Source organism: Burkholderia sp. Nafp2/4-1b (assembly GCF_003635165.1).
GTDB lineage: Bacteria > Pseudomonadota > Gammaproteobacteria > Burkholderiales > Burkholderiaceae > Burkholderia.
This window is the reverse complement of the sequence record NZ_ML058602.1, coordinates 162785-187854: the sequence shown is the minus strand read 5'-3', so window position 1 is coordinate 187854 and position 25070 is coordinate 162785. Positions and strand designations below refer to the sequence as shown.

The following is a 25070-nucleotide window of genomic DNA, read 5'->3' as shown; positions in this document are numbered from 1 at the left end:
TATTCCAGCGAGCTTGCGCCGCACTTCGAACCCATGTCACTCGATCCCAACTATCCTCGCGACCTGATCGGCTACGGCCGCCACCCCGTGCAGGCGAACTGGCCCGGGCGCGCCCGCGTCGCCGTGCAATTCGTGCTGAACTACGAGGAGGGCGGCGAGAACTGCGTGCTGCACGGCGATCCGGGCTCCGAGCAGTTCCTGTCCGAAATCGTCGGCGCGGCCGCGTATCCGGACCGCCACATGAGCATGGAGTCGATCTACGAATACGGTTCGCGGGCCGGCGTGTGGCGCATCCTGCGCGAATTCGAGAAGCGCGGGCTGCCGTTGACGGTCTTCGGCGTCGGCATGGCGATCGAGCGCCATCCGGAGCTTGCGCGTGCATTCGTCGAGCTCGGCCATGAAATCGCGTGCCACGGCTGGCGCTGGATCCACTACCAGAGCATGACGCCGGAGCTCGAAGCCGAACACATGCGCCTCGGGATGGAAGCGATCGAGCGCGTGACGGGCGAGCGTCCGCTCGGCTGGTACACCGGCCGCGACAGCCCGAACACGCACCGTCTCGTCGCGGAATACGGCGGCTTCCTGTACGACTCCGACAACTACGGCGACGACCTGCCGTTCTGGATGGACGTCGAAGTGTCGGGCGGCGGCACGTCGCCGCAACTGATCGTGCCGTACACGCTCGACACGAACGACATGCGCTTCGCGACGCCGCAAGGCTTCAACACCGGCGACCACTTCTTCGACTACCTGCGGGACGCATTCGATGTGCTGTACGCGGAGGGCGACGAAGCGCCGAAGATGCTGTCGATCGGCATGCACTGCCGGCTGCTGGGGCGCCCGGGACGTTTCCGCGGGCTGCAGCGTTTCCTCGATCACATCGAGAAGCACGATCGCGTATGGGTGACGCGCCGTGTCGATATCGCGCGTCATTGGCGTGAACATCATCCGTATCAGCCCAATCATCGAAACGAAGGAAAGGCATGAAGGCGATGCGTTACACGTTGGAGCAACTGAACACGATGGCGCCGAGCGCATTCGTCGCAGCGCTGTCGGGCATCTTCGAACATTCGCCGTGGGTGGCCGAGGTCGCCGCGGGGAAGCGGCCGTTCGCGAGCATCGACGTGCTGCACGAGACGATGTCGGATGCGGTGGAAACCGGCGGCGAAGCGCGCCAGCTCGCGCTGATCAACGCTCACCCGGAGCTGGCCGGCAAGGCCGCCGTGCGCGGCGAGCTGACGGCCGAGTCGACCCGCGAGCAGAGCGGCGCGGGCCTCGACCAGTGCACGCAGGAAGAGTTCGACAAGCTGCTGACGCTGAACCGCACCTATCGCGAGAAATTCGGCTTCCCGTTCATCCTCGCGGTGCGCGGCTATGACCGCCACGGCATCATCGCGAACTTCGAGTCGCGCGTGAATCATTCGCGCGACGAGGAGCTGCGTGCGAGCCTCGACCAGATCTACCGGATTGCGCGCTTTCGCCTCGACGACCTGATCGACGCCTGACACCACCGCCTGACACCGCAATATGGCCTGCTGCGTCGCAGCGGCCTGATCGCCTCACTGAAACAAGGAAACATCATGGCTGTTCCGCTTCTCGATCCGAACGCGCCCGATTTCACGCGGCGCTACGTGAACCTCGCCGACCCGCGTCTCGGTGCGCAGGCGCTCGAGGCCAGCGACGACTTCTTCGCGCCGAAGGACCGGATGCTGAACCCCGAGCCCGCGGTATTCATCCCCGGCAAGTACGACGACCACGGCAAGTGGATGGACGGCTGGGAGACGCGCCGCAAGCGCACGACCGGCTATGACTGGTGCATCGTCAAGCTCGCGCGGCCGGGCGTGATCAAGGGCTTCGACATCGACACGAGCCACTTCACCGGCAACTTCCCGCCGGCTGCATCGATCGAGGCTGCGTTCGTGGCCGACGGCGCGCCGACGCACGCGACGGAGTGGGTCGAGATCGTCCCGTCGACGACGCTGCAAGGCAACAGCCATCACTACGTCGGAGCGACCGACGCGCGGGCGTTCACGCACCTGCGCGTGAACATCTATCCGGACGGCGGCATCGCGCGCCTGCGCGTGTACGGCCAGCCGCAGCTCGACTGGGCCGGCGCGAGCGCGACCGAGCAGTTCGACCTCGCGGCGATGGAAAACGGCGGCTACGTGGTGGCCGCGAACAACCAGCACTTCGGCGTCGCGTCGAACCTGCTGCTGCCGGGCCGCGGCGTGAACATGGGCGACGGCTGGGAAACCCGCCGCCGCCGCGAACCGGGCAACGACTGGGCGATCATCGCGCTCGCGCAGCCGGGTGTGATCCGCAAGATCGAAGTCGACACCGCGTTCTTCAAGGGCAACTACCCGGACCGCTGCTCGATCCAGGCCGCGTACGTGTCCGGCGGGACCGACAGCTCGCTGATCACGCAGTCGATGTTCTGGCCGGGGCTGCTCGGCGAACAGAAGCTGCAGATGGACAAGCAGCATTACTTCGAACAGGAAATCGCGTCGCTGGGCCCGGTGACCCACGTGCGCCTGAACATCATTCCGGACGGCGGCGTGTCGCGCCTGCGTCTGTGGGGAACGCTCGACAAATGAAGACGCTTGCCATCGAACCGCTGACCAAGGAAGCCTTCGCGCCGTTTGGCGACGTGATCGAAACCGAAGGCGCGAAGCAGATTCCGATCAACCTCGGCACGACGATCCGCTTTCACGATCTCGCGAAAGTCGACGTGACCGATGAGGACGGTCGCACGCTCGTCAACCTGTTCCGCGGCCAGCCGCGCACGCTGCCGTTCGAAGTGAGGATGCTGGAGCGCCATCCGCTCGGCAGTCAGGCGTTCGTGCCGCTGAACGACCAGCCGTATCTCGTCGTCGTCGCACCGGCGGGCGAGCTCGATCCGGCGAAGATCCGCGCGTTCGTGACGAGCGGTTGGCAAGGCGTCAACTACGCGAAGGGCGTGTGGCATCACCCGCTGATCGCGCTGGGCGGCGTCAGCGACTTCATCGTCGTCGATCGCGGCGGCGACGGCCTGAACCTGAACGAGCAGGATCTGCAGGAGTCGCTGTGGCTCACCGAGGATGCGCTGGATGCAGTGACGGCCTGAGCCGGATTTCAGTCGTACCGCTACGTCGAAGAAACCCGCGCGATTCGCGCGGGTTTTTTTATGCGCCGCGCGTGAGCGTCGCGACGCGACGCAACGAGCGATGCCTGTTCGTATGCACGCTGGCGTCGGTTATCGGCGGCCGGTCGGTTGCCGCTGTTTCGTGATCATGTCGCAGGCCGTGACACGCGGCGCGGCAATTGTTTTCGCGGACCAAGGCGCGCCAGCGCGTGCGTGACGACATGAATGGGGGTGGGCATCGGCCGCATGGTATCGTGCCCGCATCGCCACAGCTCGACGTCCGGTTCCGGACGCGTTCCTCTCGATGAGCCAACCTGAAAGCGACCTCACGACTCTGCTGCGCACGATGCAGCCCGAGCTGCATCGCGGCGTATTCGCGTTCGTCGCGCTGCCGGATGATGCGGACATATCGTTATCCGAAACGATCGCGACGTTCCGCGAGACGGAGGGGATGACGGTCGTGGTCGACGAAGCGACGGCTGCGCGGCGCGGCTGGCCCGTGCTGTTTCGCGCCGCGTGGATCACGCTGACCGTGCATTCGGATCTCGCGGCGGTCGGCCTGACGGCCGCGTTCGCGAACGCCCTCGGCGCGGCCGGCATCAGTTGCAACGTGATGGCCGCCGCGTATCACGATCACATCTTCGTGCCGTTCGACGACGGCCCGCGCGCGCTCGATGCGCTCGTCGCGCTGCAGCGCGGTGCACGGCGAGGCTAACGGACGGCACATTCCGCGCACGCAAAAAAAACGGGCCCGGTTTGACCCGGGCCCGCGAACGGAGAGGATTACGCCGGCAACCGATGGCCGGCGCATCGCGGCTTACTTCGCCGCGCCACCTTCGAACCAGGCGGCGAGCTTCACGCGCTCGTCGTCGGTCATGTGCGTGACGTTGCCGATCGGCATCGCCTTCAGGCGCACGGCCTGTTCGTAGATCCGCTGCGCGTTCTTCGACACTTCGTCCGGCGTGTCGAACATCACGCCGGCGGGCGCGCTGCCCATCAGCGTCGGCTTGGCCGAGTGACATGCGACGCAGCGCTGCTGCAGGACCGGCATGATGTCGTTGATGACGATCTTCGGGGCGTTCGCCGCTTGCGCTTCCGGTGCGACCGGCTTCGGCATCGTCCACACCAGCGCGCCCGACAGCAGCGCGACGCCGCCGATCGGCAGATACCACAGCTGCTTGCCGCGGTGACGCATCACGAAGAACTGACGGATCAGCGCGCCGGCCAGCATGATCAGCACGAGCACGACCCAGTTGAACTTGTTCGTGTACGTCATCGCATAGTGGTTCGACAGCATCGCGAACACGACCGGCAGAGTGAAGTACGTGTTGTGCACCGAGCGTTGCTTGCCTCGCTTGCCGTAGATCGGGTTCGGTTCTTCGCCCTTGAGCATCTTGTCGACCATCTTGCGCTGGCCGGGGATGATCACGAAGAACACGTTCGCCGACATGATCGTCGCGAGCATCGCGCCGACGATCAGGTACGCCGCACGGCCCGCGAAGATATGGCATGCGAGGTACGCGGCGACGACGACGTAGATGCCGACGCAGATGCCGAGCACGCGATCGTTGGTGCCGAGGATGCGGCACAGCGAGTCGTAGACGATCCAGCCGGCCGCGAGGAAGCCGAGTGCGGATGCGACGGCGACCACCGGGCCCATGTCGAGCACGCTCTTGTCGATCAGGTACGTGTTCGGTGCAAGCAGGTACAGCACGAAGAACAGCGAGAAGCCCGACAACCATGTGGTGTACGACGGCCACTTGGACCAGTGCAGGTCATCCGGCATTTCCGGCGGGGCGACCGTGTACTTCTGCATGTTGTAGAAGCCGCCGCCGTGCACGTGCCACAGTTCGCCGAACACGCCGCGCTTGCGCTGGTTCGCGTCGGTGGGCGGTTTCAGGCTGTTGTCGAGTGCGACGAAATAGAAGGACTCGCCGATCCACGCAATGGCGACGATGACGTGCAGCCATCGCAGCGCGAGGTTCAGCCAGTCGGTGATGAAGCCTTCCATGAAACTCCTCCAGACTCAGATCGTTGTCTTTGATGCGGGCGCTGATTCGATGTCAGCTGCCGCGATAGGTGCTGTACGACCACGGCGACACGAGCAGCGGCACGTGGTAGTGCGATGCGGTGTCGGCGATGCCGAAGCGCAGTACGACGCGGTCGACGAAGCGCGGTTCCGGCACCTTCACGCCGAGCGATGCGAAGTAGTCGCCGGCATGGAACACGAGTTCGTATTCGCCGGCGGCGAGTGCCGCGCCTTCGAGCAGCGGTTCGTCGCAGCGGCCGTCGCTATTGGTCAGAACGGTCTTGATCGCGCGGCGCGATTCGCCGTCCAGCGCGTAGAGGTCCACCTTGATGGCAGCGCCGGGGCGACCGTGTGCCGTATCGAGTACGTGGGTAGTGAGCTTTCCCATTCGCAGTTGTCCTTGTGTGAATGCGAGGTTCGGCGGCGACTCGATCCATGACTGTGCGGCGGATCGAGGCTCCACGTCACGTGGCTACATACCCGTCGGCGACATTGATGCGAGCGCCGTGCAGGCATTGTAAAAAGGTTCCCCGCGCAAATACGGGCGCGATATCAAAGATAATGCGCCGCGCATGAACCGCTGTCGACGGCCCGCCGGAGCGGCTCGCGGCCGGCGGCTGCGGCGCCGCGGCGGCCCCCCGCGCGGCGTACCATATCGAATCCGTGAAGCGCGGTATTCGGGATCGCGCATTGTGCGCCGCGCGCGCTTGGGCGATGCTGCCGCCGTGCGCGTCGGGCAGCGAGCCCGCGCGTACCCCGAAGACGGCAATCACGCCGGGTAACCGGGCCAGCGCGTTCGAACGGACGCAGGCACCGGGGCGTGCCGCGAAGCAGCGTTCGAACGGCTTTGTGATGGCTTCCGGGAGCGGCTCCCGGAGGCGGAACGACGCGGAGAACGCATGAACCTCGAGCAGCACGGCGGCGCACGCACGCCCAACCCATCCTCATCCCGCCCGAAAACCCTGCTGGTCAGGCACGCCGACGTGCTCGTGACCATGGACGACACGCGCCGCGAACTGCGCGACGCGGGGCTCTACATCGAAGACAACCGGATCGTCGCAGTCGGCCCGAGCGCCGAGCTGCCCGAGACCGCGGACGAAGTGCTCGACCTGCGCGGCCACCTCGTGATCCCGGGGCTCGTGAACACGCACCACCACATGTACCAGAGCCTCACGCGCGCGGTGCCGGCCGCGCAGAACGCCGAGCTGTTCGGCTGGCTCACGAACCTGTACCGGATCTGGGCGCACCTGACGCCCGAAATGATCGAGGTGTCGACGCTCACCGCGATGGCCGAGTTGCTGCAGTCGGGCTGCACGACGTCGAGCGATCATCTGTACATCTACCCGAACGGCAGCCGGCTCGACGACAGCATCGGCGCCGCGCGGCGGATCGGCATGCGCTTTCACGCGAGCCGCGGCGCGATGAGCGTCGGTCAGCGCGACGGCGGGCTGCCGCCCGATTCGGTCGTCGAGCGCGAGCCCGACATCCTGCGCGACGCGCAGCGCCTGATCGAGACCTATCACGACGAAGGCCGCTACGCGATGCTGCGCGTGGTCGTCGCGCCGTGCTCGCCGTTCTCGGTGAGCCGCGGGCTGATGCGCGACGCGGCCGTGCTGGCGCGCGAATACGGCGTGTCACTGCACACGCACCTGGCGGAGAATGTCAACGACATCGCGTACAGCCGCGAGAAGTTCGGGATGACGCCAGCCGAATACGCGGAAGACCTCGGCTGGGTCGGCCACGACGTGTGGCACGCGCACTGCGTGCAGCTCGACGATGCGGGCATCGGCCTGTTCGCGCGCACCGGCACCGGCGTCGCGCACTGTCCGTGCTCGAACATGCGGCTCGCGTCGGGCATTGCGCCGGTGCAGAAGATGCGTCTCGCCGGCGTGCCGGTCGGGCTCGGCGTCGACGGTTCCGCGTCGAACGACGGCGCGCAGATGGTCGCGGAAGTGCGGCAGGCGCTGCTGCTGCAGCGGGTCGGCTTCGGGCCCGACGCGATGACCGCGCGCGAGGCGCTCGAAATCGCCACGCTGGGCGGCGCAAAGGTGCTGAACCGTGACGACATCGGTGCGCTGAAGCCGGGCATGGCCGCGGACTTTGCTGCGTTCGACCTGCGCCAGCCGCTGTTCGCGGGCGCGCTGCACGATCCGGTCGCGGCGCTCGTGTTCTGCGCGCCGTCGCAGACGGCGTACACGGTGGTGAACGGGAAGGTGGTGGTGCGGGAAGGGCGGCTCGCGACGCTCGACCTGCCACCCGTGATCGAGCGTCACAACGCGCTCGCGCGGGCACTCGTGGAGGCGTCGCGCTGAAGCGACGAGGTGAAACGATGACGAGGTGAAGTGACGGTCGCGCCGCGCGTGGCGGATCGGGCGCGCGGTGGCTGGCGCGGTGGCGGTTCAGGCAGCGGCCGCCGCACGCCGCGCATCGTACCGGGCCGCCCCCGCAACAGCGTGGCCGGCGCGCGCGTGGTGCTCGTCGTACGCGCTTACGCCTCGATCAGCGTGCGGGTCGCCTCGGCGACGAGGCTGCGCAGCCACCGCACTTCGTCGGAGTAGTGGCAGCGTTCGTGCCACAGCTGGTAGTACTGCATCGGCGGGAAATCGAGCGGTGCCGGCACCACCGACAGCGGCAGGAATTTCGCGTAATGATCGGCGAACAGGCGCGTCGTCGTGAAGATCAGGTCCGACTTCACCAGCACGTACGGCGCGAGGTTGAAGTACGGCAGCGTGACGACCACGTGACGCTTGAGCCGCTCGCGCGCGAGGTGCACATCGATTGCGCCGCGCTGGCCGACCGAGTACGGCGTCGGCGCGAGGTGCGGCGCGTTCAGGTACTGGTCGAGCGTGAGCCCGCCGCGTTTTGCGAACGGGTGCGTATTGCTCATCAGGCAGACGATTTCGTCGACGAACAGGTTCGACAGGTGCAGCTGCTCGGGCGGCTCCGGCCAGTTGCCGACGACGATGTCGAGCTTGCCGTCCTCCAGCGCGAGCTCGTAGTCGAACGCGGGGCCGAGCGAATGGAACTCGAGCGTCGCATTCGGCGCGGCCTGGCGGAAGCGTTCGACGACGGTCGGCACGAACAGCACGTTCAGGTAGTCGGGGCAACCGATCCGGTAGCAGCGGATCGACGTGGCCGGGTCGAAATTGTGCTGCTGGAACTTGATGCGCTCGATTTCACGCAGCGCGTTCTGGACCGGTTCGAGCAGGCGCAGCCCGTATTCGGTCGGGACCATGCCCGACTTGCCGCGCACGAGCAGCGGATCGCCGGTGATGTCGCGCAGGCGGCGCAGTGCGGCGCTGATCGCCGGTTGGGACTGGTTCAGTTTGACGGCCGCGCGCGTGACGCTGCGCTCCATCAACAAGGTGTGCAAGACGCGCAAGAGGTACGTGTCGATCGCCTCGCGTTGCTGACTCATGGTATCTCCGGTTTATATGTCTGGGCTGATCGATGGGGTGTAGGGGTATATCGTTTTTAATATGAACCAGAGCCAGCGTCAAGAGATGGATACCCGCAACCGCACGCCGGCCGGGCCTTGATAAGGGGTCCGAACGGGGCGGAAGGGGCGGCGCGGCGCCGCGCGGATGCGCATTGCACGCATCCGGTGGGTGACGGCACCGCGCGTGACGCGCGCGGCGCGTCAGTCGTCGATGCGCATGCCGACTTTCAGCGTGACCTGCCAGTGGATGACCTGATCGCCTTCGATGTGACCGCGCGTTTCGGTCACCTCGAACCAGTGCAGGTTGTGCAGCGTCTTGCCGGCTTTCGAGATCGCGTTGCGGATGGCGTCGTCGCACGATTGACGCGATGAGCCGGTCAGTTCGATCAGCTTGTAGACGTGGTCGCTCATGATGCGCTCCCTGGGATGTCGGTGTGTATGGCCGGCGCAAGCGGCGGACCCGAAGCGGTGTCGCGCGTGTCCGGCTTCTTGAGTGATAGGTATGATGGGCGGCAAGTGCAACCTCAATTGGAGACGACGAACATCGTGGAAGTCGGATTTTGCGGACCGGGATTGATGGGCGCGCCGATGATTCGGCATTTGCTGGCGGCGGGCCACCGGGTCAGCGTATGGAACCGGACGCGCGGCAAGGCCGAGGCGCTTGAACAGGACGGCGCACAGGTGGTCGACACGCCGCGCGAACTGGCCGAGCGCGTCGACACGGTGTTCGTGTGCGTGCTCGACGCTCGCGCGGTGGGCGATGTCGTATTCGGCGAGCACGGGCTCCTTGCCGGCGCCGCGAACGCGCGCCGCTTGAAGCGCATCGTCGATCATTCGAGCATTGCGCCTGCCGCGACGCGCGACTATGCGGCGCGCTCGGCCGCGCTCGGCGTGGGCTGGATCGATGCGCCGGTGTCCGGCGGCGTGCCCGGCGCGCAGGCCGGCACACTCGCGGTGATGGCAGGCGGCGGCGCGGCCGACCTCGACGCAGTGCGTCCGCTGATCGACACGTACGCGTCGCGCATTACGCACATGGGCGATGCGGGCGCGGGCCAGACCGCGAAGCTGTGCAACCAGGCGATCGTCACCGCGACGGTGACCGCGATCGCCGAAGCGGTCGGCCTGGCGCAGGCAAGCGGGATCGACGCCGCGCGACTGGCCGACGCACTGGCCGGCGGATGGGCGGATTCGGTGCTGCTGCAGACCTTCGTGCCGCGCATGACGTCAGGCGGTCACGCCCCGATCGGCGCGCTGAGCACGTTCCAGAAGGATGTCGATGCGATCGCCGACGCCGCGCGCGACGCGGGCGCGGTGATGCCCGTGTCGGCCACGGTGCAGCAGGTGCTGAGACTGGGCGCCGCGCAGGGGCTCGCCGGCGCCGATTTCGCCGCGTTCATCGACATCGTGCGGCCCGGGAACGGGCGCGGAACGGCGCAGTGATCGCGCGGCGACGCTGAAGCGGGAAGCCTGAATGGCCGATGGGCCGCCCGGAGGCGGCCCATCGTGTCGGTGTCGGTTCAGCCGAGGGAGCGCGGTGTCGTGTCGCCGGCGTTCTGGCGTCCGAGGCCGCCGCGCAGGCTCGCCTTCGTGCCTGCACCAAATTCGGGCAGGATGCGCGCGCGGGCGCGACTCGCGAATACGAGGAAGCCGAAGCCGTTTGCCTCGTACCAGTAGCCGCCGTTCTCGAGGCCGTCGAGCGGCTGTTCGAGTGCGTTCGCAATCGATTCGATGCAGCGCTTGCGCAATTCGGCGATGGCCGGATAGGGCGGCTGGGCGCCGCGCACGCTGCACAGGAGCACGTCGAGGCCGGGCAGCACATGCGCATAGAGGACGGGTTCGTCCTGCGCACGGGCGCGGGCAATCTTGGTGTCGAGCTGCGCGAACGGTTTCGAGTGGCGCAAGACCGCGAGGAACGACTCCTGGCCATCCTGTTGCACACGTCGACGTTTTTTCGGGAAGGACATAAACACTCGCCTCAAAAACAATTGCAAGAAATGCGGCACTTTCATGCGACCCACTCCCGGCTATGTACGCCGCATGTCGATCCTTTATAGCACACGAAAATGCTGCGCTCGTGCGGTACGACGATCAATGTCTCCCGTCGACCCGCATGCCACGATGATCGACACAGCCAGCGTCTTGGCGCCCGTACTGTCGTTTAGTCTCCATCATAGACCTGCTTTTCCCGCGCGTGCATTCGCACGTCACAAAAAAATGAGACAAGCCTCGCGCGGCGGTGCACGATGCGTGCCCATGAAAAAGGCCCGCACATGGCGGGCCCGGCAGATGCAGTGTCGCGCGGCGCTCAGCGTTGCTTGAGCGAATCGCGGATTTCGCGCAGCAGCACGATGTCTTCCGGCGTCGCGGCCGGCGCGGCTTCTTCCGGCCTGCGCAGCTTGTTGATGAATTTCACCATCATGAAGATGATGAACGCGAGGATGATGAAGTTGATCGCCACGGTGATGAACGAGCCGTAGCCGAATGCGGCGACGCCCGCGGCCTGCAGGTCCTTGTACGAATCGGGATTACCCTTGAACGACGGGGGGATGGTGCCGAGCAGAACGAACTTGTTCGAGAAATCCAGACCGCCGGTCACCACGCCGATCACCGGCATGATGAGGTCTTTCACGACCGAGTCGACGATCTTCGAGAATGCGCCGCCGATGATCACGCCGACGGCGAGATCCATCACGTTGCCTTTGACGGCGAACTCCTTGAATTCCTTGATTATGCTCATGAGCGGCTTTCTCCTGGTTGGGGCGAGGGGAGGCGTGCCGCGACGCGCAGGCTGCGAAACGTCGGACGGGATCGGAGGCACGCCGATGGCCGCATGATAGCGAACGTGCCCCAATGCCGGTAGCCCATCTTGAAATGATTGACAAATCTGCCGGCCGGCGCGCGCCGAAATGAAAGAAAGCGCGGAAGGGGGACGGGCGCCGCGCGAGAGGGCGACGCCCGCGAGCGGGACGCTCAGGTGTTGTCGTCGGTCCAGCCGTCGTCGTTGCTGCCGAGATCGACGCCGCCGCCGCTGTTGCCGTCGCTCCAGTTCGAATCGTCGCCGCGACCCAGGTCGAAGCCGGGATCGTTGTTGTTGTTCTGGCGGTGGCGCTGGTCGTCGACGATCACGTCGCGTTCGACCACGCGCTCACGGCCGCCCGACATGGCTTCGCCGAGCAGCACGCCGGTCAGCAGCCCGCCCATCCCGCCGCCGAAACCGCCGCCTTGCTGCACCACGACAGGCGGCTGCTGTTGCGGATACTGCGGCGGATACGGCGCTTGCGGGTACGGTTGCTGCTGATACGGCTGGCCTTGCATGCCGGTCATGCGATCGGCTTCCTGCGCATACACGGAGCCGCTGCCGTTCGCGGGCGCAGCGGGCTGCGCGCTCGGGTCGGGCCGGCCTTCGACGCGTGCCTTCACGCTCGCATGACGCTGTTCGAGCTCGTCGATGCGATACGGCGGCACCGGGTTCTTGCCGTTGGACAACGCTTCGACGAGCGCGCGTGCATCGGTCTCGATGCCTTCGAGTTCGCTCGTGAGCGACGCGGCACCGGGCGCGGTCGACAGCTTCGCATCGAGCTTCAGCGGACGGATGTCGTTCAGCACGTCGGTCGCGCGCTTCAACTGCGTGCGGCGTTCGTCGTCGGCGCGGCTGTTGTCGGCCGAGCGCGCGCGGCGCAGCGTCCAGCGCAGCACCAGCGCGATGATCACGGCGATCAGCGCGAGGCCGATCCACATGCCGGTCGACGGGCCGTGTTTCGCGGCCGGCGCGGCGGGCGCGAGCGACGATTGCAACGAACCGCTCTGCGTGGCCGCCGGTGCGTTGCCGCTCACGCGCGCGGCATCGGCGCGAATGCGCGATTCGGTCTGCGCGAAGTGCGACGCATCGGTGAAGCGCAGTTGCGGATCGAGCGACTTCGCTTTCTGCAGTTGCGCGAGCGCGTCGGACGCGCGGCCTTCGCGGTCCAGCACCTGCGCGTACAGGTAGTGCGCATGTGCGTTGTTCGGATGGGCGTCGATGACTTGCGACAGCTGCGTGTCGGCGCGCTGCCAGTCACGTTGCGCGATCGACTGCTCGACTTGCTGCAGCGACGGAACCGCGAATGCGGCGGACGACAGCAACATCAGCGAGAAGCCGAGTGCGGCGAGAGATTTCTTCATGGTCGAACCGGGCGCATGCGCCCGTCTCCTGACGATCGGTGCGCGCCGCGAGCCCGGCGGGCCGCGGCGCGGTGGCCGTTACTGCGCGGGCGTGTCGAGCTGCTTCTTCAGCGCGGCGAGGCGATCCTCGACCGACGGGCCCTTGTTCAACGCGGCGAGCTTGTCGTCGAGCGCCTTGCCGCTCGACGTGTCGGCCGAATTCAGGCGTGCGTCGGAGCGTGCGTTCTGCAGCGCGACCTTGTCCTCGAGCTTCTGGAAATCTTCGGACAGGTTCTTGCCGCCGATGCCGCCCAGCGCGCTCGCCGCGACATCCTTCGCCTGCGCGATTTCCTGCTTCGCCTGCAGGATGTTCGAACGCGAGTTGAGATCGTTGCGGCGCTGACGCATGTCGGCGATCTGCCCCTTCAGCTTGTCGACGGACGGCTCGAGCGTGGCCAGCTCGGCCGCGAGGGCATCCCGTTCGGCTTCCGCGTTCGACTGCGCGGCGAGCGCCTCGCGTGCAAGTGCTTCGTCGCCGCCTTGCAGCGCGCGCTTCGCGCCGTCCTCGTACTTCTTCACCTTGTCGTCGGCCGCATCGCGCTTGCTGCGCTGCGTGGCGACCTGCGCCTCGATCTCGATCAGCGAATTCTCGGCACGGCCGATGCTGTCGTCGAGCTCCCGCACGATCTGCCGTGCGTCGCGCGACGGATCCTGTACCGAGTCGGCCGCATCGTTCAGCAGGCCTTTGATCGTGCGCGAAATAGAGTCGAAAAGCGACATGAAATCCTCCGTGGTTGAAAGGCGCCGCTTGTGCGGCAGTGCCCGTCGCGAATCGGGTCCGACTCGCGTGAGCCGGCGGATATTACACCGCCGGCCCCTTAAATACGGCTTAAGCGCCGGAGTTCAAGCGGCACGCGTGTGCGGAATTTGAACCTTTCGCGCTTGAAAGAAACGCCGCCGCATGCGCGCGGCTGCGTGTCCATCATAGGCCGAGCATGCGGCCAATACGTTTCGCAAATCACTGTCGCGCGGGAATTTTTACAAAAAATCGCGAAGCCGCACGGTCGATTTCATTAAAATGCGCTGTCACGTCGCGGGAACGGATCGCCGCGCGGCGGGGTCTGTCGACGTGACAGTTGCCACGACTCACTCTGATTCATCCGCTTGCATTTCCGCATGCGTCCGAGGGCGCTACGTCCGCCCGCCATTCCGACATGCCAATTATCAAACGACCGTCTTCTCGTTCCGACCGGAACGAACCCCACTACACGCTGCGCCGTTCGCCGTCGGGCGCCTACTACCCCGATGACGACGACCGCGACGACGACCGGCGCGCACAGCGCAGCGGCCGCGGGGGCGATGGCCACCGCTCGTTCGGCTCGCGCGTCGCGCTGTGGTTCGTCGGCCTGTTCGCGACGCTCGCGATCGTCGGCGCGCTGATCGTCGGCTACGCACTCGTCGTGATGGCGCCGCAACTGCCGTCGCTCGATGCGCTGACCAACTACCAGCCGAAGGTGCCGCTGCGCGTGTTCACTGCCGATCACGTGCTGATCGGCGAGTTCGGTGAGGAGCGCCGCAGCCTCGTGCGTTTCCAGGAGATTCCCGACGTGATGAAGAAGGCGGTGCTCGCGATCGAGGACTACCGCTTCTACGAACACGGCGGCGTCGATTTCCTCGGCATCCTGCGCGCGGGCGTGGCCGACCTGATGCACGGCGGCGCGCGCCAGGGCGCGAGCACGATCACGATGCAGGTCGCGCGCAACTTCTTCCTGTCGAGCGAGAAGACCTACACGCGCAAGATCTACGAGATGCTGCTCGCGTACAAGATCGAGAAGGCGCTGACGAAGGACCAGATCCTCGAGCTGTACATGAACCAGATCTACCTGGGCCAGCGCTCGTACGGTTTCGCCGCCGCCGCGCGCGTGTATTTCGGCAAGGACCTGAAGGACATCACGCTCGCCGAGGCAGCGATGCTCGCGGGGCTGCCGAAGGCGCCGTCCGCGTATAACCCGGTCGTCAATCCGAAGCGCGCGAAGGTGCGTCAGGAGTACATCCTGAAGCGCATGCTCGAGATCGGCTACATCACGCAGCCGCAGTACGACCAGGCGGTGAAGGAAGAGCTCCACGTGCGCACGCCCGGCAACCAGTACGCGGTGCACGGCGAATACGTCGCCGAGATGGTGCGGCAGATGATGTACGAGCAGTACAAGGACGAAACCTATACGCGCGGGCTGACCGTCACGACGACGATCAACGCCGCCGACCAGGAGGCCGCGTACCAGGCCGTGCGCCGCGGCATCCTCGATTACGAGCGCCGCCACGGCTATCGCGGGCCGGAAGGCGCGATCAACCTGCCGGCCGCCGGCGACGAGCGCGACGAGGCGATCGACGACGCGCTCGCCGATCATCCGGACAACGGCGACCTGCAGTCGGCGGTGGTGCTCGCGGCGTCGCCGAACGCGGTCGAGGTGCAGTTCGTCGGCGGCGCGACGACGACCATCGGCCCCGCCGGGCTGCGTTTCGTGTCGGCGGCACTGAGCCCGCGCGCGAACGCGACGCTGCACATCAAGCCGGGCTCGATCGTGCGCGTGCTGAAGGACGGGAAAACCGGCTGGCAGATCGTGCAGCTGCCGCAGGTCGAAGGCGCGCTCGTCGCGATCGCGCCGCAGGACGGTGCGATCCGCTCGCTCGTCGGCGGTTTCGACTTCAACAAGAGCAAGTTCAACCACGTGACGCAGGCGTGGCGCCAGCCCGGTTCGTCGTTCAAGCCGTTCATCTATTCGGCGTCGCTCGACAAGGGCATGGGGCCGGCGACGATCATCAACGATGCGCCGCTGTACTTCCCGCCGAGCGTGCCGGGCGGCACCGCGTGGGAGCCGAAGGACGACGACCAGCCGGACGGCCCGATGACGATGCGTACCGGCCTGCAGCGTTCGAAGAACCTCGTGTCGATCCGGATCCTCGCATCGATCGGCACGCAGTACGCGCAGCAGTACGTGACGCAGCGCTTCGGCTTCGATCCGGCGAAGACGCCGCCGTACCTGCCGATGGCGCTCGGTGCGGGTCTCGTCACGCCGCTGCAGCTCGCGACCGGTTATGCGGTGTTCGCGAACGGCGGCTACAAGGTCGATCCGTACCTGATCGCCGAGGTCGACGATGCGCGCGGTCAGCCGCTGCAGAAGTCGCAGCCGGTGGTCGCCGGCGGCACCGCGCCGCGCACGATCGAAGGCCGCAACGCGTACGTGATGAACAGCCTGCTGCACACGGTCGCGACGGCCGGCACGGGCGCGGGCACCAACGCGCTCGGTCGCGGCGACCTGCAGGGCAAGACGGGTACGACGAACGATGCGAAGGACGGCTGGTTCGCCGGCTACCAGCAGTCGCTCGTCGCGGTCGCATGGATGGGCTTCGACCAGCCGAAGAGCCTCGGCAGCCGCGAATTCGGCGCGCAGCTCGCGCTGCCGATCTGGGTGAACTACATGCGCACCGCGCTGAACGGCGTGCCCGAGCAGCAGATGGCGATGCCCGATGGCCTGACGACGATCGACGGTGAGCTGTACTACGCGGACCGCACGCCGGGTACCGGCTTCGTCGGCAGCGTGGACATCAACCCGGCCGAGAACGCGATCAGCGCGAACGATGCGCTCGGCTCGGCCGGCGCGGCCGGGCTCGCGCCGCCGCCCGTCACGCAGCAGGAGAAGCAGCAGATCATGGACATGTTCGAGAGCAAGTAGGCAGGACTCGAACGATTCGCATGCGACGGGCGCCTTCGGGCGCCCGTTTTTTTGCCGGTTGTCGGGAAAGACGGGGACGACGAATCAGAACGACGCGCAGGCCGGCACCAGCGTGATGCCGACCGACTCCTGCCGGAAACGCTCGCGGTACGCTTGCCGGATCGCGGCGAGCCGTGCGTACGTGTCGGCGGTATCGTCGGCGACGATACGGACCACGAAGCTTGCTTCGCTGACGATCCGGCCGGTGACGCGGTCGCGCCATTGGCCGTGGGTATCCCAGAGCGTGAAGCCGTCCGGAAAGCGTGGTGTGACGATATCGGCGAGGAAGGCCGCGCGTTGTGCGTCGGTGACCGTGCCGCGCCCCGCGATATCGCGCCCGAACAGCAGGTCGGCCTGCAGCATCCGGTGCGCGTCCGGTTGCCGGCACGCGAGGGAGGCGTCGGAGACGTTGGAGACGGGTGAGGGCGGGGCCGCACAACCGGCAAGAAGCGCAATCGCGGCCGCGCCGATCGCGCGCCGCGTGCACCGTTGCCACGTCGCGCGACGTGGATCCGGCGGCAGCATCTGCCTATTTCGCGTCCGGCACCCTTCGTGCGTGTAAAACGCTGCGCGCTCAATCACTTGCGTGGTTCTCCGGCGGGTTATCAACAGGGCTGTCAACATAAACTGGGGATAACCCTGAGTGCCCGGCGCGGGTTCAGCGCTGCAGCTTCGCGTGCGCGAGATGCATGCCGAGCGTCGCGGGGTCGGTGTTCGTGCCCGACAGCAGCACGCCGACCCGCTTGCCCTGCAGCGTTTCGCGCAGCGGGCCGAGCAGCGCCGCGAGCGCCGCCGCGCACGCCGGTTCGACCGACAGCTTGAGGTTCGTGAACAGGAACAGCATCGCCGCACGCAGCGCGTCGTCGGACACCGTGACGATGCGGTCGACGTGGCGCCGGCACAGCTGGTAGCTGTATTCCTCGGTGTGCGGCGCCATCAGCGAGTCGGCGATGGTGTGCATCGCGCTCATCTTGACCGTGTGATTCGCCGCGAAGCTGCGGCTCATCGCGTCGGCGCCTTCGGGCTCGACGCCGTACACGTGCACCCGCGGATTCGCGAGCCGCAGCGCGGTCGCCATGCCGGCCGCGAGCCCGCCGCCGCCGATCGGCACGATCACCGCGTCGAGATCGGGCGTCTGCGTCGCCCATTCGTAGCCGAGCGTCGCGGTGCCGAGAATCGTGTGATAGCCGTTGAACGGATGGATGAAGAAGCGGCCTTCCTCGGCCTCGATCCGCCGCACGAGGTCGAACGCCTGCGACGCGCTGCCGGCGAGCACGACTTCCGCGCGGTACTGCTTGCACTGCGCGATGCGCGTCGGGCTCGCGGTATGGAACATCACGACCTTCGCGCTGCTGCCGAGCCGCATCGCCGCATACGCGACGGCCGCCGCATGATTGCCGGCCGACACGCAGGTCACGCCGGCATTCCTGCGCGCGCCGTCGAGCGCCAGCAGGTGCGTGAATGCGCCGCGCGCCTTGAAGCTGCCGCTCGCCTGCAGCAGCTCGAACTTGAAGTTGACGTGCGTGCCCTCGAGGGACGGCAGGTCGGCGCGCTCGAACACCGGCGTGCGCGCGACCCACGGGGTCAACGCAAAATGCTGCGCGGCGATTTCGTCGAGCGTCGGAATCGGCTCGCCGTCGATCGTCGTATGGGCATTGCCCTGTTGGTCAGTCGACATGACGTGGCGGGTGGCGGGGTGGGCCGGCCCGCGCACGCAGGCCGGCGTGGCGGGGGGCAGTCAGTGTGCGTCGACCGACATGCTGCGGATGAACTTGCGCAGGAACTGCTCGCAACCGGCGAGCTGCGCGAGCTCGACATACTCGTTCGGCTTGTGCGCCTGCTCGATGTTGCCGGGCCCGCAGACGATGCTCGGGATGCCCGCGCGTTCGAACAGCCCGGCCTCGGTGCCGTACGCGACCTTGCGCTTGTCCTGGTCGGCCGTCAGCGCGCGCACGAGCTGCGTGATCGCGGCTTGTTCGGTCGCATCGAGCCCGGGCGCCGCGGCGATCTTCGAGAACTCGATCGCCGCATTCGGATGCTCGCGACGCATCTGCGGCAGCAGCGTTTCCTGCGCATACGCTTCGATGCGCGTGAAGATCTGTTCGGGATCGAGCGTCGGCAGGTTGCGGAACTCGAAGTCGAAGCGGCATTCGGCCGGCACCGTGTTGATCGCGTTGCCGCCCTGGATCGTGCTCGTCTGCGCGGTCGTGAACGGTACGTCGTACAGTTCGTCGAACGGCCCTTCGGCGCGAAAGCGCTCGGCGATGTCGCGGATGTGGCAGATCAGGCGCGCCGCGTATTCGATCGCGTTCAGGCCTTTCGGCGTCAGCGACGAGTGCGCCGCGTGGCCGCGCACGCAGCAACGGTACGCGTTGATGCCTTTGTGCGCGATGATCGGCCGCATGCTGGTCGGCTCGCCGACGATGCAGCCGGACGGCTTCACGCCGCGCTTGACGAGATCGGCGATCAGGAGCGGCGCGCCCGCGCAGCCGATTTCCTCGTCGTACGACAGCGCGAAATGGATCGGCTTCGCGAGCTTGGTCGCCTGCATCTCGGGCAGCAGCGCGAGCGCCGCGCCGATGAAGCCCTTCATGTCGCAGGTGCCGCGGCCGTACAGGCGGCCGTCGCGCAGCTCCGGCGCGAACGGGTTGCTGTCCCATTGCTGGCCGTCGACCGGCACGACGTCGGTGTGCCCCGACAGCACGATGCCGCCGTCGGTCGAGCCGTCGTGCGCGGGCACGGTCGCGAACAGGTTCGCCCAGCCGTCGCGCGGATCGTGCGTGAGCGTCGATTCGATGCCTTTCGCCGCGAGCGCGTCGCGCACCGTTTCGATCAGGCCGAGGTTCGGCACGCGGCTTGTCGTGTCCATCGACACCAGTTGCTTGATCCAGGGCAGGCTGACGAGCGCAGCGTCGCCGTGGTCGGCGGCGGACGGCGCCGTCGCGTCGAGAGTGGACATGGCAAGACTCCGTCTGAAGAATGGGAAAATCATACTCAAAAACGCGTTCGCCCGCCTGCGCCGGCCGCGATGCAGTGCAGCATCGCGGCCATGCCGTCAGCGTGCCGCGCTCGCCGTATCGGCGCGCGGTGCGAGCGCGCGCAGCGTTTCCTTGATCGTCGACACGCGGATCGCGAGATCGGGCGAGCGCGTCTCGATGCGCAGCTTGTCCTGGCCCGCGAGCTTGATGTGCCGGTGCTTCTGCACCATCTCGATGATCCGCATCGGATCGATCGGCGGGTTCGGTTCGAACTGCAGCCCGATCGCGGCTTCGCTTGCATCGATCTTGACGATGCCGAGCGGCTTCGCGGCGAGCCGCAGCCGGTGCGTCTCGACGAGCGCGTGCGCCTGCGGCGGCAGCTTGCCGAACCGGTCGATCAGCTCTTCCTGGATTCCGTCGATCGCGTCGCCGTGCTCGCAGTTCGCGAGCCGCTTGTACAGCGACAGCCGCTCCTGCACGTCCGCGCAGTAGTCGGCCGGCAGGATCGCGGGCGCGTGCAGGTTGATTTCCGTCGTCGCGGCGAGCGGGGCGGTGAGGTCGGGCTCCTTGCCGTTCTTCAGCGCCTTGACCGCATCGTTCAGCATGTCCGTATAGAGCTGGAAGCCGATCTCGTGGATCTCGCCCGATTGCTTGTCGCCGAGCACCTCGCCGGTGCCGCGGATCTCGAGGTCGTGCATCGCGAGATAGAAGCCCGAACCGAGCTCCTCCATCTGCTGGATCGCCTCGAGCCGGCGCTGGGCCTGCTTGGTCAGCGACTGCGGGTCATGCACCAGCAGGTACGCATACGCCTGGTGGTGCGAGCGGCCGACCCGGCCGCGCAGCTGGTGCAGCTGCGCGAGGCCGAACTTGTCCGCGCGGTGCATGATGATCGTGTTCGCGCTCGGCACGTCGATGCCGGTTTCGATGATGGTCGTGCACAGCAGCACGTTCGCGCGCTGCGCGACGAAATCGCGCATCACGCGTTCCAGTTCGCGCTCGTGCATCTGGCCGTGCGCGATCACGATGCGCGCTTCGGGTACGAGCTCCTCCAGCATCGCCTTGCGGTTCTCGATCGTCTCGACTTCGTTGTGCAGGAAGTACACCTGGCCGCCGCGCTTCAGCTCGCGCAGCATCGCCTCGCGGATCACGCTTTCTTCCTCGCGGCGCACGAAGGTCTTGATCGCGAGCCGCTTCTGCGGCGCGGTCGCGATCACCGAGAAATCGCGCAGCCCCTCGAGCGCCATCCCGAGCGTACGCGGGATCGGCGTGGCCGTGAGCGTCAGCACGTCGACTTCCGCGCGCAGCGCCTTCAGCGCTTCCTTCTGGCGCACGCCGAAGCGGTGTTCCTCGTCGATGATCACGAGGCCGAGCCGCTTGAACTGCACGTCCGACGACAGCAGCTTGTGCGTGCCGATCACGATGTCGACGGTGCCTTCGTTGATCTGCGCGATCGCCGCGTTCACTTCCTTCGTGGTCTTGAAGCGCGACAGCTCGACGATGCGCACCGGCCAGTCGGCGAAACGGTCGGCGAAGGTCTGCGTGTGCTGCTCGGCGAGCAGCGTGGTCGGCGAGAGCAGCGCGACCTGCTTGCCGCCCATCACCGCGATGAACGCCGCGCGCAGCGCGACCTCGGTCTTGCCGAAGCCGACGTCGCCGCACACGAGGCGGTCCATCGGCTTGCCGCTCGTCATGTCGCCGATCACGGCGGCGATCGCCGCGGCCTGGTCGGGCGTTTCCTCGAAACCGAAGCTTTCCGCGAACTTCACGTAGTCGCGCGGCTCCAGCGCGAACGCATGGCCTTCGCGGGCCGCGCGGCGCGCGTACAGGTTCAGCAGCTCGGCGGCGGTGTCGCGAATCTGCTGCGCGGCCTTGCGCTTCGCGCGCTCCCACTGGCCCGAGCCGAGCGCGTGCAGCGGCGCGCTGTCGGGATCGGCGCCGCTGTAGCGCGAGATCACATGCAACTGCGCGACCGGCACGTAGAGCTTGCTGTCGCCCGCGTATTCGAGATGCAGGAATTCGGTCTCGCCTTCGCCGAGGTCCATCGACTCGAGCCCCATGTAGCGCCCGATGCCGTGCTGCGCATGCACGACCGGATCGCCGACCTTCAGCTCCGACAGATCGCGCACCATCGCATCGACGTTGCTCGCCTGCTCCTGGCGACGACGCCCCGCGCGGCGGCCCAGCGCGCCGTACAGCTCGGTTTCGGTGACGACCGCGTAGCCTTCGCCCGGCACCGCGAAGCCGCTCGCGAGCGGCGCGACGCCGAGCGCGAAGCGCGCGTCGCTTTCGAGCCAGCCCGCGAAGTGGTCGTTCGACGCCGGGCGCAGGTGATGCTCGGCGAGCAGTTGCAGGATCGTTTCGCGGCGGCCGGCCGATTCGACCGTCAGCAGCACGCGCTTGCCTGACGATTCGACGAACGTGCGCAGCGCGGCGAGCGGATCGTCGGCATGGCGATCGACCGTCAGTTCGGGCAGGCCCGTCGCCCAGCCGCCGGCCGGCTGCGCGGGCAGCACGACGCGCGCGAACGGCTTCGCGAACGCGAAGAAGTCTTCGTCGGACAGGAACAGCCGCCGCGGCTCGAGGATCGGCCGCTCGCGATCGTGCGCGAGGAATGCGTGACGCTGCTTCGTATCGGCGGTGAAGCGGCGGATCGACGCTTCGAGATCGCCGGTGAACACGAGGTGCGCGTCCTGCGGCAGGTAGTGGAACAGCGTCGCCGTATCGTCGAAGAACAGCGGCAGGTAATACTCGATGCCGGCCGACGGCACGCCGTTGCCGATGTCCTTGTAGATCGGCGCGCGGCTCGGGTCGCCTTCGAAGGTTTCGCGCCAGCGGCTGCGGAAGGCCGTGCGCGCGGCTTCGTCGAACGGAAACTCGCGGCCGGGCAGCAGGCGCACGTCGCGCACCGGGTACAGGCTGCGCTGCGTATCGGGATCGAACGCGCGGATCGAGTCGACCTGGTCGTCGAACAGGTCGATCCGGTAAGGCAGTGGCGAGCCCATCGGGTACAGGTCGATCAGCGAGCCGCGCACGCAGTACTCGCCGGGGCGCACGACCTGGCTCACGTGCTCGTAGCCGGCCAGCGTGAGCTGCGCCTTCAGCTTCGCCTCGTCGAGCCGCTCGCCCTGCGCGAACGCGAAGGTATAGGCGGCCATGAACGACGCGGGCGGCATCCGGTACAGCGCGGTGGTCGCCGGCACCAGCAGGATGTCGCAGCGGCCTTCACCGAGGTCGTGCAGCGTTGCGAGGCGCTCGGAGACGAGATCCTGGTGCGGCGAGAACGTGTCGTACGGCAGCGTTTCCCAGTCGGGCAGCAGGCGCACGCGCGCATCGGGCGAGAAGTAGCGGAGTTCCTGCGACAGTCGCTGCGCGTCGACCGCGTTCGCGCAGATCACCGCAAGGAGCGGGACCGCGTCGCGGTTGTCGGCCAGATAGCGGGCGATGGCGAGTGCGTCGGCGGAGCCGTGCGTGCCGTCGAAGGCGAACCGCTGGCCCGGTTTGACGCGGGCGACGGGCGAGGCGAACGGGGTGGAAGCGTTGTCTGGCATAGGGACGGCAGGGGTGGCGGGCACGGGCGCAGCGCGGTGCGCCGGTCGAGACGAAAGACCTATTATAAAATCCGCTTCTCGATTTCACCTTTCCGGCGTTTTCTTTCGTGACTCCCCGACTCTTCGCCCTGATTCCTTGCGCCGGCACGGGCAGCCGCTCCGGTTCGGCCGTGCCGAAGCAATACCGCACGCTGGCCGGCCGCGCGCTCCTGCATTACACGCTCGCCGCGTTCGACGCGTGCAGCGAATTCGCGCAGACGCTCGTCGTCCTCGCACCCGACGACACGCACTTCGACGCGCGCCGCTTCGCGGGCCTGCGCTTCGCGGTGCGCCGCTGCGGCGGCGGCTCGCGCCAGGCGTCGGTGCTGAACGGGCTGCTCGAGCTCGCCGAATTCGGCGCGACCGACCAGGACTGGGTGCTCGTGCACGATGCGGCGCGCCCCGGCATCACGCCGGAGCTGATCCGCACGCTGGTGGCGACGCTGAAGGAAGACCCGGTCGGCGGCATCGTCGCGCTGCCGGTCGCCGATACGCTCAAGCGTGTGCCGGCCGGCGGCGATGCGATTGCGCGCACCGAGTCGCGCGACGCGCTGTGGCAGGCGCAGACGCCGCAGATGTTCCGCATCGGCATGCTGCGCGACGCGATCCTGCGGGCGCAGCGGGAAGGGCATGACCTGACCGACGAGGCCAGCGCGATCGAGTGGGCCGGCCATACGCCGCGCGTCGTGCAGGGCAGCCTGCGCAACTTCAAGGTCACGTACCCGGAAGATTTCGCGCTCGCGGAAGCGATCCTCGCGCGCCCCGCGAACGCTTCCTGACTTTCACCTCACCTCACACCGGAATACGCATGGACTTCAGAATCGGACAAGGCTACGACGTGCACCAGCTCGTCCCGGGGCGCCCCCTCATCATCGGCGGCGTGACGATTCCGTACGAGCGCGGCCTGCTCGGCCACTCGGACGCGGACGTGCTGCTGCACGCGATCACCGACGCGCTGTTCGGCGCGGCGGCGCTCGGCGACATCGGCCGTCACTTCTCCGACACCGACGCGGCGTTCAAGGGCGCGGACAGCCGCGTGCTGCTGCGCGAGTGCGTGGCCCGCGTGAAGGCGGCCGGCTTCAGGATCCAGAACGTCGACAGCACGGTCATCGCGCAGGCGCCGAAGCTCGCGCCGCATATCGACGGGATGCGCGCGAACATCGCGGCCGATCTCGGCCTGCCGCTCGAGCGGGTGAACGTGAAGGCGAAGACCAACGAGAAGCTCGGCTACCTCGGCCGCGGCGAAGGCATCGAGGCGCAGGCTGCCGCGCTGCTGGTGAAGCAGGGCGCGTGAGCGTCCTGGCGACGGGGTGACGCGCGCCTGATGCGGCGCGCAAGTCGCGCCGCCGCAATGAAAAATGCCACGCGTTTGCGTGGCATTTTCGTTTGCGGCCCGGTACGAGCCAAGAGCGCTTATTCGCCTTCGGCGGCGATCACTTGCGCGGCGGCGTTGATCACCGACGCGATGCGGCCGACGTCGCGCAATTGCGTCGTCGTCATCCCTTGCTCGTTCTTCAGCAGCGCGTAGTGCGACTTCACGCAGAAGTGGCACTTGCCGACGATCGACGCGGCGAGCGCGTACATCTCAAACCGGCGCTTGTCGACGCCGCCGTGCGACGCATACGCGCCCATCCGCAGCTCGGCACGCTGCGTCTTCAGGTCGGCGTCGTCGGCCATTTCGACATACGGATACCAGGTGTTGTTCATCCCCATCAGCGCGGCCGCGGTCAGTACGGCGTGCGTCTCTTCGGGCGACAGCACGCCGGCTTCGCGGATCGTCTTCACGAGCACGGTGCTCTTTGCCGCGACCGCCGCCGCCAGCGCGACGCCGACTGCATCGGTGCCTTCGAGCGACGAGCGCGAGATCGTGCCGTCGAGGTTCAGGCGAATGTCCTTCGCGTAGTCGGGGATACGTGCCTTAATCGAGTCGATGAATTCCATTGATATCTCCTATGGGTTGGCCGTTAAAAAAGCCCGCAGGCAGAACGTGCGCCGCGGGCTTC

24 protein-coding genes are annotated in these 25070 nt (G+C 67.1%); 10 read left to right on the top strand and 14 right to left on the bottom strand.

The genetic code is table 11. The annotated features are described in order from the left end of the window. Nucleotides 1–33: 33 nt before the first annotated feature. From puuE to C7H84_RS11940, 5 genes are all read left to right on the top strand, one after another. Entirely contained in the window at nucleotides 34–987 is a 954-nt protein-coding gene (gene puuE, locus C7H84_RS11960; RefSeq protein ID WP_121859001.1) for an allantoinase PuuE, read from the top strand. Next, entirely contained in the window at nucleotides 984–1505 is a 522-nt protein-coding gene (gene uraD, locus C7H84_RS11955) for a 2-oxo-4-hydroxy-4-carboxy-5-ureidoimidazoline decarboxylase (RefSeq protein ID WP_121859000.1), read from the top strand. Before puuE ends, uraD begins: the two co-directional genes overlap by 4 nt. 75 nt (nucleotides 1506–1580) lie before the next feature. Next, complete coding sequence (gene alc, locus C7H84_RS11950) at nucleotides 1581–2594, top strand: allantoicase (RefSeq protein ID WP_121858999.1); 1014 nt, start codon at nucleotides 1581–1583, stop codon at nucleotides 2592–2594. Beyond that, nucleotides 2591–3103, top strand: coding sequence for an ureidoglycolate lyase (locus C7H84_RS11945; protein WP_121858998.1), 513 nt, complete (start codon nucleotides 2591–2593; stop codon nucleotides 3101–3103). Before alc ends, C7H84_RS11945 begins: the two co-directional genes overlap by 4 nt. Before the next feature lie 322 nt (nucleotides 3104–3425). After that, nucleotides 3426–3836: an ACT domain-containing protein gene (locus C7H84_RS11940; RefSeq protein WP_121858997.1), complete on the top strand. Its 411-nt coding sequence runs from the start codon at nucleotides 3426–3428 to the stop codon at nucleotides 3834–3836. Between the two features lie 102 nt (nucleotides 3837–3938). Here the strand turns inward: C7H84_RS11940 and C7H84_RS11935 are convergent, their stop codons facing one another. From C7H84_RS11935 to C7H84_RS36325, 3 genes are all read right to left on the bottom strand, one after another. Then, nucleotides 3939–5132, bottom strand: coding sequence for a urate hydroxylase PuuD (locus C7H84_RS11935; RefSeq protein WP_121858996.1), 1194 nt, complete (start codon nucleotides 5130–5132; stop codon nucleotides 3939–3941). A gap of 52 nt (nucleotides 5133–5184) precedes the next feature. Next, complete coding sequence (gene uraH, locus C7H84_RS11930; RefSeq protein ID WP_011657188.1) at nucleotides 5185–5538, bottom strand: hydroxyisourate hydrolase; 354 nt, start codon at nucleotides 5536–5538, stop codon at nucleotides 5185–5187. 76 nt (nucleotides 5539–5614) lie between these two features. Next, nucleotides 5615–6067 (bottom strand): hypothetical protein, encoded by a 453-nt coding sequence (locus C7H84_RS36325; protein ID WP_162999263.1) that lies wholly within the window; start codon nucleotides 6065–6067, stop codon nucleotides 5615–5617. Between C7H84_RS36325 and C7H84_RS11920 the strand changes: the two genes are divergently transcribed. Then, nucleotides 6050–7462, top strand: a complete 1413-nt coding sequence (locus tag C7H84_RS11920) for an 8-oxoguanine deaminase (protein WP_121858995.1) — start codon at nucleotides 6050–6052, stop codon at nucleotides 7460–7462. The two genes, C7H84_RS36325 and C7H84_RS11920, sit on opposite strands and share 18 nt — an antisense overlap. A 176-nt stretch (nucleotides 7463–7638) precedes the next feature. Here C7H84_RS11920 and C7H84_RS11915 read toward each other — a convergent pair whose 3' ends face one another. Both C7H84_RS11915 and C7H84_RS11910 read right to left on the bottom strand, forming a co-directional pair. Beyond that, nucleotides 7639–8568 carry a LysR substrate-binding domain-containing protein gene (locus C7H84_RS11915; protein WP_006762467.1) on the bottom strand — a complete coding sequence of 310 codons (930 nt, stop codon included), beginning with the start codon at nucleotides 8566–8568 and terminating at the stop codon, nucleotides 7639–7641. 222 nt (nucleotides 8569–8790) lie between these two features. Further along, a complete protein-coding gene (locus C7H84_RS11910) occupies nucleotides 8791–9000 on the bottom strand; it encodes a dodecin (protein WP_121858994.1) in 210 nt (69 codons plus the stop codon). A 135-nt stretch (nucleotides 9001–9135) separates the two neighbouring features. Between C7H84_RS11910 and C7H84_RS11905 the strand changes: the two genes are divergently transcribed. Then, nucleotides 9136–10029 carry an NAD(P)-dependent oxidoreductase gene (locus tag C7H84_RS11905; RefSeq protein WP_121859040.1) on the top strand — a complete coding sequence of 298 codons (894 nt, stop codon included), beginning with the start codon at nucleotides 9136–9138 and terminating at the stop codon, nucleotides 10027–10029. 77 nt (nucleotides 10030–10106) lie between these two features. Here C7H84_RS11905 and C7H84_RS11900 read toward each other — a convergent pair whose 3' ends face one another. The 4 genes from C7H84_RS11900 to C7H84_RS11885 form a co-directional block, all read right to left on the bottom strand. Beyond that, nucleotides 10107–10553, bottom strand: coding sequence for a hypothetical protein (locus tag C7H84_RS11900; protein WP_179949053.1), 447 nt, complete (start codon nucleotides 10551–10553; stop codon nucleotides 10107–10109). 341 nt (nucleotides 10554–10894) lie between these two features. Then, nucleotides 10895–11326 (bottom strand): large conductance mechanosensitive channel protein MscL, encoded by a 432-nt coding sequence (gene mscL, locus C7H84_RS11895; RefSeq protein WP_121858993.1) that lies wholly within the window; start codon nucleotides 11324–11326, stop codon nucleotides 10895–10897. Between the two features lie 233 nt (nucleotides 11327–11559). Beyond that, on the bottom strand, nucleotides 11560–12750 hold the full coding sequence (locus tag C7H84_RS11890) for a tetratricopeptide repeat protein (protein WP_121858992.1): 1191 nt from the start codon (nucleotides 12748–12750) through the stop codon (nucleotides 11560–11562). Between the two features lie 78 nt (nucleotides 12751–12828). Next, nucleotides 12829–13509, bottom strand: a complete 681-nt coding sequence (locus C7H84_RS11885) for a PspA/IM30 family protein (protein ID WP_121858991.1) — start codon at nucleotides 13507–13509, stop codon at nucleotides 12829–12831. Nucleotides 13510–13943: 434 nt separating this feature from the next. Here C7H84_RS11885 and C7H84_RS11880 point away from each other — a divergent pair, with 434 nt between their 5' ends. Next, on the top strand, nucleotides 13944–16463 hold the full coding sequence (locus tag C7H84_RS11880; protein WP_121858990.1) for a penicillin-binding protein 1A: 2520 nt from the start codon (nucleotides 13944–13946) through the stop codon (nucleotides 16461–16463). Between the two features lie 84 nt (nucleotides 16464–16547). Here C7H84_RS11880 and C7H84_RS11875 read toward each other — a convergent pair whose 3' ends face one another. The 4 genes from C7H84_RS11875 to mfd form a co-directional block, all read right to left on the bottom strand. Further along, complete coding sequence (locus C7H84_RS11875; protein ID WP_240462021.1) at nucleotides 16548–17027, bottom strand: DUF3574 domain-containing protein; 480 nt, start codon at nucleotides 17025–17027, stop codon at nucleotides 16548–16550. 133 nt (nucleotides 17028–17160) lie between these two features. Further along, nucleotides 17161–18180, bottom strand: a complete 1020-nt coding sequence (locus tag C7H84_RS11870) for a threonine/serine dehydratase (RefSeq protein WP_121858988.1) — start codon at nucleotides 18178–18180, stop codon at nucleotides 17161–17163. A 60-nt stretch (nucleotides 18181–18240) separates the two neighbouring features. Continuing rightward, complete coding sequence (gene argE, locus C7H84_RS11865; protein WP_121858987.1) at nucleotides 18241–19461, bottom strand: acetylornithine deacetylase; 1221 nt, start codon at nucleotides 19459–19461, stop codon at nucleotides 18241–18243. Between the two features lie 96 nt (nucleotides 19462–19557). Next, on the bottom strand, nucleotides 19558–23028 hold the full coding sequence (gene mfd, locus C7H84_RS11860; protein WP_121858986.1) for a transcription-repair coupling factor: 3471 nt from the start codon (nucleotides 23026–23028) through the stop codon (nucleotides 19558–19560). Between the two features lie 107 nt (nucleotides 23029–23135). Between mfd and ispD the strand changes: the two genes are divergently transcribed. Then, entirely contained in the window at nucleotides 23136–23846 is a 711-nt protein-coding gene (ispD, locus tag C7H84_RS11855; RefSeq protein WP_121858985.1) for a 2-C-methyl-D-erythritol 4-phosphate cytidylyltransferase, read from the top strand. Between the two features lie 29 nt (nucleotides 23847–23875). Further along, a complete protein-coding gene (ispF, locus tag C7H84_RS11850; protein ID WP_121858984.1) occupies nucleotides 23876–24361 on the top strand; it encodes a 2-C-methyl-D-erythritol 2,4-cyclodiphosphate synthase in 486 nt (161 codons plus the stop codon). A 119-nt stretch (nucleotides 24362–24480) separates the two neighbouring features. Here the strand turns inward: ispF and C7H84_RS11845 are convergent, their stop codons facing one another. Beyond that, entirely contained in the window at nucleotides 24481–25008 is a 528-nt protein-coding gene (locus C7H84_RS11845; protein ID WP_096503187.1) for a carboxymuconolactone decarboxylase family protein, read from the bottom strand. Between the last annotated feature and the right edge of the window lie 62 nt (nucleotides 25009–25070).

What these genes read in the sequence shown, in the direction of transcription:
- puuE (WP_121859001.1), top strand. Translation starts at nt 34, where the DNA reads ATGTCACTCGATCCCAACTATCCTCGCGACCTGATCGGCTACGGCCGC.
- uraD (WP_121859000.1), top strand. Translation starts at nt 984, where the DNA reads ATGAAGGCGATGCGTTACACGTTGGAGCAACTGAACACGATGGCGCCG.
- alc (WP_121858999.1), top strand. Translation starts at nt 1,581, where the DNA reads ATGGCTGTTCCGCTTCTCGATCCGAACGCGCCCGATTTCACGCGGCGC.
- C7H84_RS11945 (WP_121858998.1), top strand. Translation starts at nt 2,591, where the DNA reads ATGAAGACGCTTGCCATCGAACCGCTGACCAAGGAAGCCTTCGCGCCG.
- C7H84_RS11940 (WP_121858997.1), top strand. Translation starts at nt 3,426, where the DNA reads ATGAGCCAACCTGAAAGCGACCTCACGACTCTGCTGCGCACGATGCAG.
- C7H84_RS11935 (WP_121858996.1), bottom strand. Translation starts at nt 5,132, where the DNA reads ATGGAAGGCTTCATCACCGACTGGCTGAACCTCGCGCTGCGATGGCTG.
- uraH (WP_011657188.1), bottom strand. Translation starts at nt 5,538, where the DNA reads ATGGGAAAGCTCACTACCCACGTACTCGATACGGCACACGGTCGCCCC.
- C7H84_RS11920 (WP_121858995.1), top strand. Translation starts at nt 6,050, where the DNA reads ATGAACCTCGAGCAGCACGGCGGCGCACGCACGCCCAACCCATCCTCA.
- C7H84_RS11915 (WP_006762467.1), bottom strand. Translation starts at nt 8,568, where the DNA reads ATGAGTCAGCAACGCGAGGCGATCGACACGTACCTCTTGCGCGTCTTG.
- C7H84_RS11910 (WP_121858994.1), bottom strand. Translation starts at nt 9,000, where the DNA reads ATGAGCGACCACGTCTACAAGCTGATCGAACTGACCGGCTCATCGCGT.
- C7H84_RS11900 (WP_179949053.1), bottom strand. Translation starts at nt 10,553, where the DNA reads ATGTCCTTCCCGAAAAAACGTCGACGTGTGCAACAGGATGGCCAGGAG.
- mscL (WP_121858993.1), bottom strand. Translation starts at nt 11,326, where the DNA reads ATGAGCATAATCAAGGAATTCAAGGAGTTCGCCGTCAAAGGCAACGTG.
- C7H84_RS11890 (WP_121858992.1), bottom strand. Translation starts at nt 12,750, where the DNA reads ATGAAGAAATCTCTCGCCGCACTCGGCTTCTCGCTGATGTTGCTGTCG.
- C7H84_RS11885 (WP_121858991.1), bottom strand. Translation starts at nt 13,509, where the DNA reads ATGTCGCTTTTCGACTCTATTTCGCGCACGATCAAAGGCCTGCTGAAC.
- C7H84_RS11880 (WP_121858990.1), top strand. Translation starts at nt 13,944, where the DNA reads ATGCCAATTATCAAACGACCGTCTTCTCGTTCCGACCGGAACGAACCC.
- C7H84_RS11875 (WP_240462021.1), bottom strand. Translation starts at nt 17,027, where the DNA reads ATGCTGCCGCCGGATCCACGTCGCGCGACGTGGCAACGGTGCACGCGG.
- C7H84_RS11870 (WP_121858988.1), bottom strand. Translation starts at nt 18,180, where the DNA reads ATGTCGACTGACCAACAGGGCAATGCCCATACGACGATCGACGGCGAG.
- argE (WP_121858987.1), bottom strand. Translation starts at nt 19,461, where the DNA reads ATGTCCACTCTCGACGCGACGGCGCCGTCCGCCGCCGACCACGGCGAC.
- mfd (WP_121858986.1), bottom strand. Translation starts at nt 23,028, where the DNA reads ATGCCAGACAACGCTTCCACCCCGTTCGCCTCGCCCGTCGCCCGCGTC.
- ispF (WP_121858984.1), top strand. Translation starts at nt 23,876, where the DNA reads ATGGACTTCAGAATCGGACAAGGCTACGACGTGCACCAGCTCGTCCCG.
- C7H84_RS11845 (WP_096503187.1), bottom strand. Translation starts at nt 25,008, where the DNA reads ATGGAATTCATCGACTCGATTAAGGCACGTATCCCCGACTACGCGAAG.